The sequence below is a fragment of the Enterococcus haemoperoxidus ATCC BAA-382 genome, assembly GCF_000407165.1.
GTDB lineage: Bacteria > Bacillota > Bacilli > Lactobacillales > Enterococcaceae > Enterococcus_L > Enterococcus_L haemoperoxidus.
Genome location: NZ_KE136479.1, coordinates 1,522,582 through 1,537,858, shown reverse-complemented (window position 1 = coordinate 1,537,858; position 15,277 = coordinate 1,522,582). Strand labels below are relative to the sequence as shown.

15 protein-coding genes are annotated in these 15,277 nt (G+C 36.5%); 12 read left to right on the top strand and 3 right to left on the bottom strand.

Annotated features, from left to right (window positions below):
- Positions 1 to 25 precede the first annotated feature (25 nt).
- Positions 26 to 652, bottom strand: a complete 627-nt coding sequence (locus tag I583_RS07145; protein ID WP_010761175.1) for an MBL fold metallo-hydrolase — start codon at positions 650 to 652, stop codon at positions 26 to 28.
- A 206-nt stretch (positions 653 to 858) separates the two neighbouring features.
- Between I583_RS07145 and I583_RS07140 the strand changes: the two genes are divergently transcribed.
- The 6 genes from I583_RS07140 (at position 859) to I583_RS07115 (ending at position 6,767) form a co-directional block, all read left to right on the top strand.
- A complete protein-coding gene (locus tag I583_RS07140; protein ID WP_010761176.1) occupies positions 859 to 1,329 on the top strand; it encodes a hypothetical protein in 471 nt (156 codons plus the stop codon).
- 75 nt (positions 1,330 to 1,404) lie between these two features.
- Complete coding sequence (guaD, locus tag I583_RS07135; protein WP_034682798.1) at positions 1,405 to 2,781, top strand: guanine deaminase; 1,377 nt, start codon at positions 1,405 to 1,407, stop codon at positions 2,779 to 2,781.
- A 1-nt stretch (position 2,782) separates the two neighbouring features.
- Entirely contained in the window at positions 2,783 to 4,153 is a 1,371-nt protein-coding gene (locus I583_RS07130) for a uracil-xanthine permease family protein (protein ID WP_010761178.1), read from the top strand.
- A gap of 194 nt (positions 4,154 to 4,347) precedes the next feature.
- Positions 4,348 to 5,325: a GMP reductase gene (gene guaC, locus I583_RS07125; protein WP_010761179.1), complete on the top strand. Its 978-nt coding sequence runs from the start codon at positions 4,348 to 4,350 to the stop codon at positions 5,323 to 5,325.
- A gap of 138 nt (positions 5,326 to 5,463) precedes the next feature.
- A complete protein-coding gene (locus I583_RS07120) occupies positions 5,464 to 5,793 on the top strand; it encodes a PadR family transcriptional regulator (protein ID WP_010761180.1) in 330 nt (109 codons plus the stop codon).
- A complete protein-coding gene (locus I583_RS07115; RefSeq protein ID WP_010761181.1) occupies positions 5,793 to 6,767 on the top strand; it encodes a permease prefix domain 1-containing protein in 975 nt (324 codons plus the stop codon). Before I583_RS07120 ends, I583_RS07115 begins: the two co-directional genes overlap by 1 nt.
- A 59-nt stretch (positions 6,768 to 6,826) precedes the next feature.
- On the opposite strand, the gene I583_RS07110 is transcribed toward I583_RS07115, so the two are convergent.
- Both I583_RS07110 and thiD read right to left on the bottom strand, forming a co-directional pair.
- Positions 6,827 to 7,375 carry an ECF transporter S component gene (locus I583_RS07110; protein ID WP_010761182.1) on the bottom strand — a complete coding sequence of 183 codons (549 nt, stop codon included), beginning with the start codon at positions 7,373 to 7,375 and terminating at the stop codon, positions 6,827 to 6,829.
- A gap of 11 nt (positions 7,376 to 7,386) precedes the next feature.
- On the bottom strand, positions 7,387 to 8,211 hold the full coding sequence (gene thiD, locus I583_RS07105) for a bifunctional hydroxymethylpyrimidine kinase/phosphomethylpyrimidine kinase (protein ID WP_010761183.1): 825 nt from the start codon (positions 8,209 to 8,211) through the stop codon (positions 7,387 to 7,389).
- Between the two features lie 310 nt (positions 8,212 to 8,521).
- On the opposite strand from thiD, the gene I583_RS07100 reads away from it, so the two are divergent.
- The 6 genes from I583_RS07100 to I583_RS07075 all read left to right on the top strand — a co-directional run bounded on the left by I583_RS07100 (position 8,522) and on the right by I583_RS07075 (position 15,275).
- Complete coding sequence (locus tag I583_RS07100; protein WP_010761184.1) at positions 8,522 to 9,964, top strand: aminotransferase-like domain-containing protein; 1,443 nt, start codon at positions 8,522 to 8,524, stop codon at positions 9,962 to 9,964.
- Positions 9,965 to 9,993: 29 nt separating this feature from the next.
- Positions 9,994 to 10,719, top strand: a complete 726-nt coding sequence (locus tag I583_RS07095; RefSeq protein ID WP_010761185.1) for a nitroreductase family protein — start codon at positions 9,994 to 9,996, stop codon at positions 10,717 to 10,719.
- Between the two features lie 115 nt (positions 10,720 to 10,834).
- Positions 10,835 to 12,559: a phospho-sugar mutase gene (locus I583_RS07090; protein WP_010761186.1), complete on the top strand. Its 1,725-nt coding sequence runs from the start codon at positions 10,835 to 10,837 to the stop codon at positions 12,557 to 12,559.
- A 78-nt stretch (positions 12,560 to 12,637) separates the two neighbouring features.
- Positions 12,638 to 13,414 carry a pyrroline-5-carboxylate reductase gene (proC, locus tag I583_RS07085; RefSeq protein ID WP_010761187.1) on the top strand — a complete coding sequence of 259 codons (777 nt, stop codon included), beginning with the start codon at positions 12,638 to 12,640 and terminating at the stop codon, positions 13,412 to 13,414.
- A 150-nt stretch (positions 13,415 to 13,564) separates the two neighbouring features.
- Positions 13,565 to 13,852, top strand: coding sequence for an ArsR/SmtB family transcription factor (locus I583_RS07080; protein WP_034683215.1), 288 nt, complete (start codon positions 13,565 to 13,567; stop codon positions 13,850 to 13,852).
- 133 nt (positions 13,853 to 13,985) lie between these two features.
- Complete coding sequence (locus I583_RS07075; RefSeq protein WP_010761189.1) at positions 13,986 to 15,275, top strand: homoserine dehydrogenase; 1,290 nt, start codon at positions 13,986 to 13,988, stop codon at positions 15,273 to 15,275.
- The last annotated feature ends 2 nt before the right edge of the window (positions 15,276 to 15,277 follow it).

Sequence of the window (15,277 nt, the reverse complement as noted above, 5' to 3'; positions counted from 1 at the left end):
TATATAATAAGGTTTTGTTTCTTCTTTAGTTGAAAAATGGATTTGTTTTTTTCTCATGTTCGATCGTTGTAGCATCACCATGTCCAGGGTAGGCTGGAAATTCATCAGGCAATGTGAAAAGATAGGTGTTGATACTGTGAAGTAACTGTTGCATATCTCCTGTGTGTAAGTCAGTTCTACCGATACTTCCTTTAAATAATGCGTCTCCTGTGACAACGAAGTCATCGAAGACAAAACTTACACTGCCAATCGAATGGCCAGGTGTTGGAACAACAGAAAACTTCATTCCACCCAAATCATAATCGGTCAGTTCAAATTCTTCCTCAGCAGGTTGAACAATAATATCAGCAATATCATTATGACGACCTAATCCAGATAAGTTGAGGACTGGGTTTGACAGCCATTCTTGTTCTAATGGACTAACATAGACAGGAATGTTGTATTGATGGCGAAGCTCTTCAACTGCGCCGATATGATCATAATGTGTATGTGTCAGTAAAATAGCAATCGGTTTTTTACCTGTTTTTTCAATCAAAGCGGCTATTTTTTCTGCTTCAGCACCTGGATCGATGATTAATAAGTTTGTTTCATTATAAATTAAGTAACAATTTTCTTGGATAACACCAGTTTGGATTCGTTCGATTTTCAGCATAGTCATTTGCCTCCTAGTAAGTATGGTTCATCTTTAAGTATAACTCAATTTTAGCTAGAATCAAAAGGCAGTGCTGTTCTTTTAACTGATTGTTATAGATTAGGTCAAAAAATAATGAAGGAGTCGATAATTTACTTTTGTTTTACTATCTATCATAATAAAGATAGTTACTTAAAAGTGATAGCCAGAAAAGGAGTCGACAAGAAATGCAACGAGAGAAGCGGTCTTTAGAACAAATTCCAGCATTATTATCTAGTAAAGTGTCCGTTTTTATCTATATATTTCTTTTTTTCTATTTAGTTGTTTTTGCTGTTTTAACTATGTGGATTCCTCTGTTGAAAAATCTACATCCATCCGCTAGTGTTCAGTTGATTTTAGGGAATTATACGAATGTCTTGGGTACCTTAGGCGCCTCTTTGGCAGCAGGAAGTGGTACGCTTATCCACCATAGCCTATCAACATTACATAAAAAACATGATAATATGCATGATGAATTACAAAAGACGACTGCTGATCTTCATGATAAAATCGATCGGTTGGAAGAAAAAAACAAACAAAATGATGAAACAGATTTTATGCTTGTAAAACAAGACGCTGTATGTTTTGTTTTACTTTTTTTGCTTGAAATTCACTATTGTTCGTTTTTTGCTGTTTTTAGGAGAGTTTTTAAGAACTAGAAAAGAGAAAATGTGGAATAAATGCGAATTATTATATATAATGATGCTTGTATCGTTATGAGAGGAGCGTTTATATTGTTTAAATTTGTCGTTAAAGGAACAGCATTTTCAAGTATTGATTCAAAAAATGTAAAAGTTTTAGAGAATTCACTATTTGGCATTACAGAAACAGGGAAGATCGGTGCTATTATTTCTCCAGAAGAAAAAAATTATGAAGCTATTATTCAAGAATATTCGGAAAAAAATAAACTTCAAGAATTACCTCAAGGACAATATATTCTTCCAGGTTTTATTGATCTTCATGTTCATGCACCTCAATGGGCACAAGCTGGGACAGCACTTGATCTCCCATTATATGAATGGCTTAATACGTATACTTTTCCGCTGGAAGCTAAATTTTCTGATGAGCATTTTGCGGAGAATGTGTATTCAGACTTAGTTTCACAATTAATAAAAAACGGAACAACGACAGCACTGTATTTTGCAACAGTTCATCGTCAGTCTAGTCTGCGCTTAGCAGAAATCTGTAGTGAAAAAGGTCAAAGAGGTTTAGTTGGTAAAGTCGTAATGGACGATCAAGAGCAAAATCCTGATTATTATCGAGATGCTACAACGGATGAAGCACTCGCAGAAACAGAATTATTTATTCAAGAAGTACTAAAATTAAACAAGGAAACACCTCAAGGCGTTTATCCAGTTGTAACACCTCGTTTTATTCCAAGTTGTACAGATGATTCTTTAAAAGGATTAGGTGCTTTGGCTGCTAAGTATGATGTTCATATCCAATCCCACTGTAGTGAAAGTGATTGGGCACACGAATTTGTTCAAGAGCGTTTTGGCAAAAATGATGCTTTTGCGTTAAATGATTTTGGATTACTTACAGAAAAAGCTATTATGGCGCATTGTGGTTTTCTGTCAGATGAAGATATGGAATTGTTTGCTGAAAAAGGAACAGCAGTAGCTCATTGTCCAATTTCTAATGCCTATTTCGGGAATGCGGTGACACCAATTGCCAAATTATTGAATGAATATCAAGTAGAAACGGGTTTAGGTAGCGATATTTCTGGTGGTTTTTCCCCAAGTTTATTTGATAATATCAGACAAGCAGTTATATCATCGCGAATGCTAGCAGATGGTGTTGATAAAGATTGCTGTAGTGAAAAACGTGGGATTTCAGGGTCAAGTATTACCTTAAACGAAGCATTTTATCTAGCAACGGCTGGCGGTGGAGAATCATTGAGCTTACCAATTGGAAAATTAGCGGTCGATTATGCTTGGGATGTTCAAATTGTTGATAGTAAAAAGTTACCAATTTTTTCTGAGTCAGAACCCTTGATGGAAATTTTTCAAAAAATTCTCTACCTGTTACGACCTGAGGATATCACTGAAGTTTGGGTTCAAGGAAGAAAAGTTCATGATAATAATACGAAAGAACAAGAGGTGCAAGTTTAAAATGACTGAAACTCAAATAAATAAATCAAAATTAACGGTAGGACCAAATGATGATCTATCAATCGGGCAATCAGCTCTTTTAGGAATTCAACATGTTTTAGCGATGGATGTCTATGTGGTGCCATTTATTATCGCATCCATTATTGGACTGTCGACAAAAGAATCTTCAGCGTTGATCCAATCTACTTTTATTGCAGCAGGAATAGCGACAATTATTCAATCCTACTTTTGTATGAAACTCCCTGTTGCACAAGGTCCATCGTTTATTCCGATTGGGGCTGTTGCAGGTATTTACTTTGCGAATAGTCAAAGTGGTAATGGTTGGGGTACGGTTTTAGGTGCTAGTTTGATTGGTGCCGTTTTAGTGATTATTTTAGGGGTAACAGGCATTTTTAATCGTTTGATCAAAGCCTTTGTGCCACCAATTGTTGGCGGCACAATTATTTTTATTGTGGGTTTATCATTAATGCCAGTCGCCTTAAATGACAATGTTTTTAAAGCTACAGGAGATTTAGGTCAAAATATTTTGCTAGCAGTAATTGCGGCAACATCGCTTGTTTTGTTTGCGATGATTGGATCACGTTTTCCAGGGAAAGGTCGAATTTTTAGAGTTTCTTCTGTTATTTTAGCCTTAGTTATTGGAAGTTTAGCAGCTCAATCGATGGGGATTCTTGATTTATCTCAAGTTGGGAATGCATCACTAATAAGCATTCCGCAATTACCATTCGTAGATTTTCATTTTTCGTTTGATTTGTCCTCTATTATAACAATGGTGATTATTTATGTTGTACTGATGGCTGAAACAACAGGGACTTGGTTTGCAGTTAGCAATGTTTGCGAAGCACCGCTTACGGATGAAAATATCAATAGAGGAGTTGTGGGCGAGGGAATCGGGTGTCTTATTTCATCATTGCTTGGGACAACACCTGTTACTGGCTACTCAACAAATGCAGGAATCATCTCGATTACAGGAGTTGCAAGTAAAAAAGTATTTGTGGCAGCTGGCGCTTGGTTCGTTGTTTTTGGTTTGTCTGGTAAGTTATCAACCTTAATTTCGTCAATTCCTTCACCTGTAATTGGTGGCGTTTTTGTTATTGTATGTGGAATTATTTCAATCAGTGGAATCAAAGTGATCAAAGAAGTTGAGATTAGCGAAAAGGAAATGTACGTCATTGCGATCCCGATGATTTTAACCCTTGCGTTAACGTTGATACCAAAGGACTTTATTCAATCCTTGCCACAACTTCTACAATATTTCTTTGGTTCATCTGTAGCAACTGCCTCAATAGCTGCAATACTTTTAAACCGTATCTTACCTGCAGAAAAAGTCGAAGAACAAAGTGTTGAACATAAGGAGATAAATGCTGTATAAAAAATTTGGAAAATAATTATCCGCTCAAAACACGAACAATAGGTAAATGTATTATATATTTTTCGTCATTTACCTTTGACATTTATAAATAGATAGTGTAAATTAGCATAGGTGCTTGAAAATGCGAACTATTATTAGTTTAATGTTCGTGTTTTTGCGTGTTTTTAATTGAACTTACTAGGAGGCAATACAGTATGAAAGTTTTTGATTACGAAGATGTCCAGTTGATTCCAAACAAATGTATCGTGAATAGTCGTTCTGAATGTGATACAGTTGTGAAATTAGGGAAGCATACCTTTAAAATGCCAGTCGTACCTGCTAATATGCAGACGATTATTGATGAAGAAATTGCGGAGTTTCTAGCAAAAAATGATTACTTTTATATCATGCATCGTTTTGATGAAAATGCTCGAATTCCATTTATTGAAAAAATGAACGCTAAAGGCTTGATTACATCAATTAGTGTTGGTGTAAAAGAAGCTGAATATGGTTTTGTAGAGGAATTAGCGGAGCGGAATTTGGTTCCCGATTACGTAACAATTGACATTGCACATGGACACTCTAATGCCGTGATCAACATGATTCAACATTTAAAAAAACATTTACCTGACACATTTGTTATCGCTGGAAATGTTGGAACGCCTGAAGCAGTTCGGGAATTAGAAAATGCTGGAGCGGATGCGACAAAAGTTGGAATTGGTCCTGGTAAAGTTTGTATAACGAAAATCAAAACTGGATTTGGAACAGGCGGCTGGCAATTGGCTGCACTACGTTGGTGTGCAAAAGCTGCTAGAAAACCTATTATCGCTGACGGTGGGATTCGTACACCGGGAGACGTTGCGAAATCAGTTCGTTTTGGTGCAACAATGGTGATGATCGGCTCACTATTTGCGGGTCATGAAGAATCTCCAGGTGAAACAAAAGTCGAAAATGGCGTTGTTTATAAAGAATATTTCGGCAGTGCTTCTGAATTCCAAAAAGGTGAGAAGAAGAATGTTGAGGGCAAAAAGATTTGGATTCAACATAAAGGAAGTTTAGCGGATACGCTAGTAGAAATGCAACAAGATTTACAATCATCCATTTCTTATGCTGGTGGTCGTGATCTTGAAGCCATTCGTAAAGTAGATTATGTAATTGTAAAAAATTCTATTTTTAATGGTGATACTATTTAATTAAAGAATTAAAAAAGGAGCGTATTTTGCGCTTCTTTTTTATTTTGATTATTTTTACTTTACCTGTCGTAGTAATCGTGCTATGATAATTACAACGACAGACGTAGTACGTCAGGTAGAGTAATTGGAGGTGATTCAATGATTGGCAGTGATGCAATCAGAGGGTATAATGATACATTTATTTTATCTGTATTGCAGGAAGGTGATTCATACGGATATGCGATCTCTAAAAGAATCACGGAAATTTCAGAAAATAATTATTCAATCAAGGAAACAACATTGTATTCTGCGTTTAACCGTTTAGAAAAAAACGGATTTATTGAATCGTTTCCTGGACAAATTACACATGGTAAAAAAAGAACATATTATAAAATAACATTGTCAGGGAAAGAATATTTAGAAGAAAAAATTGCAGAGTGGGTATTAACTAAAAAAGTCGTTGAACGCTTTATCAAGGAGGAAAAATAATGAAAACAATCCAGGATTATATTGATAGCTTATTTTTAGGGATAGCTGAAACAAATCAAACAAAACAATTAAAAGAAGACTTATTAGCAAGTGCGGAAGATCGATATGAAGATTTAAAAAGTCAAGGGAAGTCTGAAAACGAAGCAATTGGAGGTGTAATTTCAGAATTTGGCTCGATCGATGAATTGCTAGAAGAAATGAATATTAAGCAAGAATTCATTGAGGAAAAAGGATATGAGTTAGACGAAATTACGATCGAAGAATCATTCGATTTTCTTAAAGTTTGCCACAGAGCGGCTACACTGATTGGTTTAGGCGTAATGGTTATCATTTTAGGAGTAGCTGCACTTTTTGTCAGTATGGCATTGTATGGCGAAGGTGTCGCTGAAGGACTAGGCTTATTATTTGTTTTCTTAGGAGCTGCAGTGGGCGTGCCGCTATTTATTATCGCTGGAACGAGCCTATCTAATACTAACAAAAAATTGGATGATCGCTTTATTTCAATTCAAGTAAAGAATGAGATCAAAAAAAGAAAGGATGCTTTTCAGCGTTCGTTTATTTTTTGCATGGTGGCTGGGGTCGTATTGTGCATCTTATCTATCATACCTGTGGTCTTTTTTGGAACGATATATGGGGAAGTATTTTTTGGTATGGCTTGTCTATTAATTCTTGCTTCATTTGGAGTTTTCTTCTTCATTTTTGGTGGTGTGATCATGGGAAGTTTCACCAAGATGCTTGAACAAACCTATTTTATTTCAGATGAAGGAGAACTAGGACCCAGAGCAAAAGCTGAAAGAGATAGTAAAAGACCAGTTTGGTTCCAAACAATTGAAAAAATTTATTGGCCAATTATTGTTGCAGTTTTTCTATGCCAAGGTTTTTTGTTAGGAAATTGGGGATCAAATTGGATTATTTTTCCTGTAGCAGGGATCATCTTTGGGATATTAGAAAGTATTTTCAGTAAAAATGAATAAATGAAACTCCGCTTATTTTTGGAAAATTTCCAAGAAAAGCGGAGTCTTTTTGTAAATAATTAAAATGATTGCCTTGTAAAAATGACGTTCATTGCTTTCTTTAAAGGGAAATAAGCGAGTGTCACAATAACGATGGTCGTAGCAACATTAATGAAGGTTGCTGGTAATTTAGATAAGGCACTTGCAAAAGCTACATTAAAATCTGCACCTGCAAGAAGGCCCATTACAGTGTTTTTTAGTTGCGTCATAATAATTTTGGCAATTCCAGTTACAGCTGCAACCGCAATGATTTTCCAAATAGTATCAATATTTTTATGGAAAAATAAAATCATCAAAGTAGCTGCACCACCAACAATAAAACTTTCTAAAATAAAGTAAGGTGCTTCAGCTGCAAATCCATTTAAGACATCAAATATAGCAAACCCTAACCCACCAGCTAAAGCTCCTTTTTTGTATCCAATTAAAAGTACTGCTAGCAATGAGACAGAATTACCTAAATGAACAAACGCACCAGTCGGCATAGGAATTTTAATCATCGTTCCAAGAATAGTCAAGGCAGCAAATAAGCCGACAAGTACGATAGAAGTTGTTGAACTTTTTTGATTCATTCTTTCACTCCTTAATTTTTTGTCATTCTATTTTGCGCTTGATTATATGCGCCATGCCAAACGTGTCCAAGAAAAGGATTGATTTTTTGCCCATTTTTGATAGCGGCAGCTACAAATTTTTTAGCCAAAGATACAGCATCAGCAACTGAATAACCTTTTGCAAGACCAGCAGTTACAGCTGCAGCAAATGTACAGCCAGCTCCATGGTTATAATCTGTTCGGAAAAGTTCATTTTCAAAGATGGTAAAATCATTTCCATCATAAAAAAGATCAATTGCTTTATCAGATTTCAAACGATGTCCACCTTTTATCACAACATTTTTAGGGCCTAAGTCAAGGATTTTTTTTGCCGCTTCTTTCATTTGATCAATTGAAGTTAAATCGCCCAATCCAGATAAAATTCCAGCTTCAACTAGATTAGGTGTAGTGATCGTTGCTTTAGGTAAAAGTAAACGAGTCATGGTAGCTACATTTTCTGGTTGTAATAACTCGCTAGTTCCTTTGCATGCCATAACAGGGTCGATCACAATATTTTCCATTGCAAATTTATCGATGTAATGTCGAGTAATCTCAATTGCTTCAACTGTACCAAGCATCCCAGTTTTCATGGCATCAAGAACACCACCTGCAAATATTGTCTTTAATTGTTTATCTACTAACTCTGGATCAATTGGGGTAACCAAATGACTCCAGCCTTCATCAGGATCCATCGTCACAATACTAGTCAAAGCTGAAAAACCAAATGTTCCATATTCTTCAAACGTTTTTAAATCCGCTTGAATACCTGCACCACCGCTAGAATCAGAACCAGCTACTGTTAATACTTTTTTGATCATTGTCCAACCTCTATTCAGAAATATTTTGATACAAGTATTGTAAAACAAACATAAGTTGACAAAAACAGCCAATTGGGTTATTTTCAGGTCATCCAATTGCTGCGAATCACGGAGAACGAAGTGAACCGATGATGAGCAGTACAAGACGACCAAAGGGAGAGTTGCTCCTTCGTATTGAATCACGGAGAACGAAGTGAACTGATGATGAGCAGTACAAGAGATTGAGCTCATAATAATCTTCATTAATCAAAAAAGAATAACATCTTATCCACAAACAATAGTTACTTAACAACAAATTGGAGGCAAAAAAATGTGGTCACTAAATAAAGAAAAAGGTGTTCCAATATACGTAAGTATCATTGAATTAATTCTCTCTTACATAAAAAATGGCGATCTTCTCCCAGGTGAACGATTACCCTCAGAAAGAAAACTAGCAAATTATTTTCAAGTAAATAGATCTACAGTGGTACATGCTTTAGATGAGCTTGTTGCTTTAGGTTGGATCATTAGGAAACAAGGAAGCGGAACTATCGTCAACGAAGGAAAGTGGGGAATCAGCACAACACCAAGAACAGATTGGCGTCGTTACCTAGAACAAAATGCTTTCGCTAAAATCGATCCATTCACGGAACAAATCGAATGGCTGATCAAGCACTCTGATGCGGACGTCTTAGATTTATACACGGGAGAATTGCCGTTAGATCTAATTCCAAGTTTCTCATTTCCGCTATTGACATGGAAACATTTTTTGGAAGAAGAACAGCAAGACGACTTAGGTTATCTGCCGTTAAGACAATCCATCAGCCGCGAAACTGAAAAAGAGTATGGCTTTTCTCTTGCTTCAGAAAGTCTACTAATTACATCGGGTGCACAACAAGCTTTATTTTTGATTTTACAAGTATTATTGCATTCTGGGGATAGTGTTGCTATTGAAGATCCATCTTTTCTTTACGCACTTCCAATTTTCCAAGCAGCCGGCATCCGTCTCTATGGTGTGAAAACAGATCAAGATGGCATTTGTCTTGATTCTCTTGAAAAAGTGATTCGTCAACACCGCGTCAAAATGGTCATGGTGAATCCATCATTTCAAAATCCCACAGGGACAACAATGTCGATGGATCGCCGAAAAGCCTTAGTTAAACTATGCCAAAATTACCAAATTCCGATTTTAGAAGACGATGTTTTTGCTAAATTAAATTTTGTTTCTTCAGACCAAATCCAGCCGTTAAAAAAACTAGATCCCGAAAATGTTCTATATATCGGTTCTCTTTCCAAAATACTTGGTTCAACAACTAAAATCGGCTGGTTGAGTGCGCCAACGTCAGTGAATCAGCAATTAGCAGAAGCAAGAAAAATGATGGATTTTTCTTTAAGCATTTTCCCTCAACTCTTAGCTAATTTGGCATTAACAGACAAAGACTTTTCAGATAAAGTTTCTCATTTGAGGCAAAATGTAGAGCAAAGAGGGAAAGCAGTGTTTGATGTTTTGAATAAAATGGATGAATGGGAAGTAAGTATGCCTAAAGGTGGTTTTTATATATGGGCAAAATGGAAACATGGGAAATTACAGCAAAAAGATTGGGCGTATTTTTTACAAGAAGGCTTGCTGATTGCACCGAGTTTCTTTTTTGGTGAAAAACAAGACAGCATACGAATCAATTTTACTAGAGTGAATGAAGAAAAATTGTTGCTATTTGAAACAAAATTACTCAAAGTCACCAAAAAAATAACTTTGGATTCGTCAACACTATGATAAAATGAAGATAAAAGGAGGAAATCAATATGAATAAAACAATCGAGATCTTACAAACTCGCCGCAGTCATCGTGATTTTGACGAGAATCATAGATTATCAAAAGAAGAACTTCAAGCGATATTAGATGCGGCTCGCCAAGCGCCAAGTTGGATGAATGGACAATTTTACAGCATTATCGTCATCCAAGATGAGAAGATTCGAGAACAATTGGTTAAGTGGAATCCCGGCAATGCACATATGATGAAAGGCTCTGTTTTTTTACTATTCGTTGGAGACCTTTATCGTACAAAAATGGTTAGCTCAGCGCATGAAAGTTCATATTCGATCGATGAAAGTATCGAACCAATTATTTTAGCTACAACAGACGCCGCTTTAGCGCTTGAAAATGCTGTGATTGCTGCAGAAAGTTTAGGATTGGGTTCAGTTGTTGTTGGAAGCATCCGCAAACATGGAAAAGAAATCAGTCAATTACTAGATTTGCCTGAGAAGACATTTCCACTGTTTGGTTTGAGTATTGGCAAACCAATCGTTGAGATGAAAGTCAAACCCCGTTTGCCTGAACCTGCCGTTATTCATTATGACAAATATCAGCCTTACGCATATACCTTGATTGAACAATACAATCAGACCATGGAAGCGTTTGGTGAAGCGAGAGAAACAAAACGCTGGAGTCAGAAATTTTCTGATTACTTTGCAGCGAAACCACAAATGATCACAGATCAACTATTGCGAATGCGAGGGTTGTTAAAATAATTAGTTCAATCAAATAACATACAAGCCATTTCAGGCAGGCATTACTTTCCTCAAAGCTTGTAGAATGATATACTTACTAGTGGATAAGAAAACAAAAGATAAAAGAGGTGCTGACATGTCTTGGGAACAAGTCTATGAACAATGGGTAAATGAAGAAAATATACCAGAAAACTTAAAAAAAGAATTGAAAGATTTAAAAGCAGATCCAGAAAAATGTGAGGATGCTTTTTATGCGCCATTAGAATTTGGAACAGCAGGTATGCGTGGGATTTTAGGTGCCGGCATCAATCGAATGAATATTTTTACGATTCGTCAAGCAACGGAAGGGTTAGCTCGTTTCATGGATGCTGAAGGAATTGAGACTAAGCGCCGTGGCGTTGCAATCGCTTATGATTCTCGACACATGTCACCAGAATTTGCAATGGAAGCAGCCAAAACCTTAGCGCAACATGATATTCCTGCATTTGTTTTTGAAAGTTTAAGGCCAACGCCCGAGTTATCTTTTGCTGTTCGCTATTTGAACGCATTTTCAGGGATTATGATCACTGCATCTCACAATCCAGCAGCTTATAATGGATATAAAGTTTACGGGGCAGATGGTGGACAAATGCCGCCAGCTGATGCTGATGCTCTCACTAAATACGTTCGTGAAGTCGAGAACCCATTAAAAGTAGAAGTTTTAGCAGATGATCAAGCCAAAGAGAGCGATTTGATCACAATCATTGGTGAAGAAGTCGATGCGGCCTACTTAAAAGAAGTTAAGACAGTTACGATCAACCAAGGATTAATCAATGAAATGGGCAAAGAGTTGAAACTTGTATACACACCATTGCATGGTACAGGAAAAATGCTTGGTGAAAAAGCATTGAAACAAGCAGGCTTTGAAAAATTCATGCTAGTTCCAGAACAAGCAATTGCTGATCCAGATTTTACAACAGTCAAATCTCCTAATCCAGAAGAACATTCTGCTTTTGAATATGCAATTCGCTTAGGAGAAAAAGAAGATGCCGATTTATTGATTGCAACAGATCCTGATGCTGACCGCTTAGGTGCAGCAGTTCGATTACCTAATGGAACTTATCAAGTGTTAACAGGTAACCAATTAGGCTCGATCATGATCCAATATATTTTAGAAGCACATAAACAAGCTGGAACATTACCGGAAAATGCTGTTGTCTTGAAATCGATCGTGTCTAGTGAACTAGCTACTGCGATCACAGCAAAATACAATACAAAAATGGTAGATGTTTTAACTGGATTTAAGTTTATCGCAGAAAAAATCGAACAATATGAAGAAGATTATTCACAAACCTTTATGTTTGGTTTTGAAGAGAGCTATGGTTATTTAGTGAAATCCTTCGTTCGTGATAAAGATGCAATTCAAGCACTCGTTTTACTAGCGGAAGTTGCAGCTTTCTATAAAAAACAAGGCAAGACACTTTATGATGGTTTGCAAGACATTTTTAAAGAGTATGGTTATTTTGAAGAAAAAACAATTTCAGTAACCTTAAGTGGGATCGAAGGCAGCGAAAAGATCAAAGCTCTAATGAAAAAATTCCGTGAGGAAGCGCCAACTTCATTTGCTGATATCAAGATGAAACAAACGGAAGATTTCAAAGAATTAACAAGAACTTTCGCTGATGGAAAAGTCGAAGTATTAACGACACCTCCATCTGATGTGCTAAAATATTTCTTGGAAGATGGTAGTTGGATTGCGATTCGTCCATCTGGAACTGAACCCAAGATTAAATTTTATTTGGCAACGAAAGCTGCTTCTCAAAAAGAAGCTGATCAAAAAATCAAGAATTTTGAACAAGCAGTTAATGCGTTAACAGAATAAAATGATTGGGGCTGAAAAAAGACTGGAAAAAAGTTTTGTTTCAGTCCTTTCATTGTAATAGTATAAGGAGTGGTAGAGATGAACATTGGATTTATTGGCGCAGGTCACATGGGAAGTGCTATGATTGAAGGTCTGCTAAAAGCTAAAATGGTAGCACCGGAAAATTTATTTGTAAAGGGCGGTTCAAGTGGTACAGCTGAAACGTTACAAGAAAAACTTGGATTTCAATTGATCAAAGACTATGAGACTTTGAAAGAATGTCAAGTGATTTTTATAGCGACAGGGGCTAAAATCGTATTAGATATTTTAAAACAAGCAGCACCGAGTATGACGAAAGATACAATTTTGATTTCAGTTGCGACAGGTCATACTGTCAAAGAAGCTCAAGCCGTGTTGGGTGAACAAGTCCATGTTGTACACGCCATTCCAAACACACCTGTTAGTGTCAACGCAGGGATGATCGGTACGGTTTTTGCTGAAAATATGCCTGCTAAAGTGAAAGCTGAGGCAACTCGTATACTGGAATCGTTAGGAAAAGTTGAAGAAGTCAATGAGAATATCTTAGGAACTTTTGGAACAGTTGCTGGATGCAGCCCGGCATTTGTTGATATATTTATGGAAGCATTAGCAGATGGGGCTGTTCTAGAAGGTATGCCTCGTTCTCTTTCATATGAAATTATAGCTCAAATGATGTTAGGTTCTGCTAAGTTAGCGCTCGAAACAAAAAAACACCCAGGAGAATTAAAAGACGGTGTAACATCACCTGGTGGTAGTACGATTAAAGGTGTCACAGCATTAGAGAAAAATGGCTTTAGATATGCGGTGATCGACGCAGTTAAACAAGCGAATAGTTAAAAAATGAATACGAAAGACAGGGTTGGGACTCACAAGATTATGACCCAACCCCGTTTTTTTAACCTTTAATGAATGAAAGGAAAAATCTATCCTCTTTTGAAAAAAGTTTGTTATAATAAGCAAGAGGAAAAGATGAAAGGAAGCTCAGCGATGAAAGAAATAGAAGAGATTCAAAAAGTAAGTCAATTATATAAAGTGTTGAGTGATCCAACAAGGTTGCGAATTTTACTTTTGTTAAAAAAAGGAGAATTGAATGTTACGGCGATCGGAGAACAGCTATCGATGGAACAATCGGCCGTTTCTCATCAATTAAAACTATTACGAGATAGCCACGTAGTAAGATCCAGACGTGAAGGTAAAACCATTTATTATACGTTAGATGATCATCATGTAATTGATATTCTTAACCAAACATTTGAACACATCAAACACCAATAGCTCACCTTTTCTAGGATTCCCTTGGGAAATTCAAAGAAAAGGGTAGTTTTTTTTACGTCAGTTGGGTATACTAGAAACATGTTTTATTAGAAAAAAATGAAACGTTTCTAATTTTATAGTTGGAGGAAGAAGAATGAAGGAAAAACTGAAAGTTGGTTTACTTGGATTGGGAACAGTCGGATCTGGTGTACCAACAATTTTACAAGAACATCGAGAAAAGATTTCGCAAGTTACGGGGATGGAAATCGCTATTTCAAAAGCATTAGTCCGAGACGAAGAAGAAAAAAGGCGTCTGGCTGAGAAATTTGATATTCAGCTCACGACAAATATTGAAGATATTATCAATGATGATGAAATCAAGATTATTGTAGAATTAATCGGAAAAATAGAACCAGCAAAAACCTTCATTACCAAAGCACTAGAAAATGGTAAACATATCGTAACTGCAAACAAAGATCTTTTAGCACAACACGGTAGTGAACTTGTTGCGTTAGCGCAAAAAAATCATTGCGACCTTTATTATGAGGCAAGTGTTGCAGGTGGTATCCCGATTTTGCGGACGATTGCTAATAGTTTAGCAGCTGACAATATCCAAAAAGTGTTAGGCATCGTAAATGGAACGACGAACTATATGCTGACACAAATGGTATCTGAGAAGAAATCTTACGAGCAAGCATTAAAAGAAGCTCAAGAATTAGGTTTTGCCGAGTCTGATCCAACAAATGATGTGGATGGTATCGATGCAGCATATAAAATGGTGATTTTAAGCCAGTTTGCTTTTGGAATGAATATTAGACTAGATCAAGTTGATACGCGTGGTATTCGTGGTTTATCTTTAGATGACGTTGAAATGGCCGCTCAATTAGGTTATGAAGTGAAGTTGATTGGTTCTTCTGAAAATCAAGAGGGAAGTATCGCTGTTGAAGTAGGCCCGATGCTTGTGGCAAAATCGCATCCAATTGCTTCTGTTCGTAATGAATTTAATGCTGTTTTTATTGAAAGTTCTGGTGTAGGTGAATCAATGTATTATGGTCCAGGTGCAGGAGCAAAACCTACTGCAACAAGCGTTGTCAGTGATATCATCACGATTGCCAAAAATATCCGTTTGGGAACAACTGGTCATATGTTTAACTCCTATCAACATGATACAAAATTAGCTGCAGATGCAACGATTTCAGGAAAGTATTATTTTTCAATTGAAGTACCAGATCGTCGCGGTCAAATTTTAAAATTAACACAGGTAATGACGGAAGCAAATGTTAGTTTTGATCAATTAGTTCAGCAAAAATCTGATGGTACTAGAGCTAGAATCGTTGCGATTACACATACAATTACAAAAGAGCAAATGAAGCAAGTGACCAAAGAAATCGAATCTACTGAAGAATTCGAACTATTAAACACATTTAAAGTATTGGAGGATTAAAC

Coding starts and splice junctions, on each gene's coding strand:
- I583_RS07145 (WP_010761175.1), bottom strand. CDS start 652: ATGCTGAAAATCGAACGAATCCAAACTGGTGTTATCCAAGAAAATTGT.
- I583_RS07140 (WP_010761176.1), top strand. CDS start 859: ATGCAACGAGAGAAGCGGTCTTTAGAACAAATTCCAGCATTATTATCT.
- I583_RS07130 (WP_010761178.1), top strand. CDS start 2,783: ATGACTGAAACTCAAATAAATAAATCAAAATTAACGGTAGGACCAAAT.
- guaC (WP_010761179.1), top strand. CDS start 4,348: ATGAAAGTTTTTGATTACGAAGATGTCCAGTTGATTCCAAACAAATGT.
- I583_RS07120 (WP_010761180.1), top strand. CDS start 5,464: ATGATTGGCAGTGATGCAATCAGAGGGTATAATGATACATTTATTTTA.
- I583_RS07115 (WP_010761181.1), top strand. CDS start 5,793: ATGAAAACAATCCAGGATTATATTGATAGCTTATTTTTAGGGATAGCT.
- I583_RS07110 (WP_010761182.1), bottom strand. CDS start 7,375: ATGAATCAAAAAAGTTCAACAACTTCTATCGTACTTGTCGGCTTATTT.
- thiD (WP_010761183.1), bottom strand. CDS start 8,211: ATGATCAAAAAAGTATTAACAGTAGCTGGTTCTGATTCTAGCGGTGGT.
- I583_RS07100 (WP_010761184.1), top strand. CDS start 8,522: ATGTGGTCACTAAATAAAGAAAAAGGTGTTCCAATATACGTAAGTATC.
- I583_RS07095 (WP_010761185.1), top strand. CDS start 9,994: ATGAATAAAACAATCGAGATCTTACAAACTCGCCGCAGTCATCGTGAT.
- I583_RS07090 (WP_010761186.1), top strand. CDS start 10,835: ATGTCTTGGGAACAAGTCTATGAACAATGGGTAAATGAAGAAAATATA.
- proC (WP_010761187.1), top strand. CDS start 12,638: ATGAACATTGGATTTATTGGCGCAGGTCACATGGGAAGTGCTATGATT.
- I583_RS07080 (WP_034683215.1), top strand. CDS start 13,565: ATGAAAGAAATAGAAGAGATTCAAAAAGTAAGTCAATTATATAAAGTG.
- I583_RS07075 (WP_010761189.1), top strand. CDS start 13,986: ATGAAGGAAAAACTGAAAGTTGGTTTACTTGGATTGGGAACAGTCGGA.